General features: G+C 28.2%; 1 protein-coding gene. It reads left to right on the forward strand.

From position 1 onward, the window contains the following. Positions 1 to 1,150 (forward strand): Cna B-type domain-containing protein (locus HZY83_RS08565; RefSeq protein WP_179943283.1); only part of this gene is annotated, 1,150 nt, incomplete at its 5' end. Positions 1,151 to 1,552 lie beyond the last annotated feature (402 nt).

Raw genomic sequence — 1,552 nt, forward strand, 5'->3', positions numbered from 1 at the left:
ATCAAATGGAGAATTAGTTCAAAGTAAAGAAGTAAGCGAGCAAGATAACTGGAGTTACGAATTTACAAACTTGCCGAAATATAAAGACGGACAAGAAGTAAATTACACAGTAACAGAAAATCAAGTTGCTGGATATGAAACAATAATCAATGGTTATAACATAACAAACAAATACACACCAGAAACTACACAAGTTACTGGACAAAAAGTTTGGGAAGATAATAATAACCAAGATGGAAAACGCCCAGAAAAAATCACAGTTAATTTACTGGCAGACGGAGAAGTAATTCAAAGTAAAGAAGTAAGTGCAACAGATAAATGGAGTTACGAATTTACAAACTTACCGAAGTTCAAAGATGGGCAAGAGATAAAATATACAGTAACAGAAAATCAAGTTGCTGGATATGAAACAATAATCAATGGTTATAACATAACAAACAAATACACGCCAGAAAATACACAAGTATCTGGAGTAAAAACTTGGGAAGATAATAATAACCAAGATGGCAAACGTCCAACAAGTATCACGGTAAACTTATTATCAAACGGAGAAATAGTTCAAAGTAAAGAAGTAAGTGAGCAAGATAACTGGAGTTACGAATTTACAAACTTACCGAAGTTCAAAGAAGGAAAAGAAGTAAATTATACAGTAACAGAAAACCAAGTTGAAGGTTACACACCAGAAATTAACGGATACAACATAACAAATAAATACACACCAGAAACTACACAAGTTACTGGAGTAAAAACTTGGGAAGATAATAATAACCAAGATGGAAAACGCCCAACAAGCATCACAGTAAACTTACTATCAAATGGAGAATTAGTTCAAAGTAAAGAAGTAAGAGAGCAAGATAACTGGAGTTACGAATTTACAAACTTACCGAAGTTCAAAGATGGGCAAGAGATAAAATACACATTAACAGAAAACCAAGTTGCTGGATATGAAACAATAATCAATGGTTATAAAATAACAAACAAATATATTCCAGAAATACCTGAAGTTCCAGAAGATAAAAATAAAGAGAAAGATACTCCTAAAAAAGGAAAACTTTCAAAAACAGGAATAAATACTGATGCTGATTTATTTGGAATATTAGCTTTGTTGTCATCGTTATTGGTTGCCTTAAAACTAAAAAAACGTAATTAATATAAAAACTTGATATGCAAATATAGCGTATCAAGTTTTTCAAACTGTTGACACATGCAATTTGTCAGCAGACTTTTTATTCAGGTTGTATAATATTCATCATATAGTAAAAATCTCTATGCTTAATTGCAGAACATTTATTATTTTATAAAAAATTATCTTATTAAATGATATCACTAAATAGTGCAGAATTAATGCTGTACTATTTTTTTGTGAAAATAATATAGTTTATAATATTTTTAATTAAATAATTTATAGATTAATCTTTTGATGTAGTTAAGATTATTTTATATTGTATTTTTAAATAGTTAAAAATATGTTTAATTTATTATTTTTTAACGAATTATTTCAGAGTAAATTGTTATTATTAGTATTGCATATTATGAAAAAATTTTTCTAGAT

This window comes from Gemella sp. GH3, assembly GCF_013415425.1.
Taxonomy (GTDB): domain Bacteria; phylum Bacillota; class Bacilli; order Staphylococcales; family Gemellaceae; genus Gemelliphila.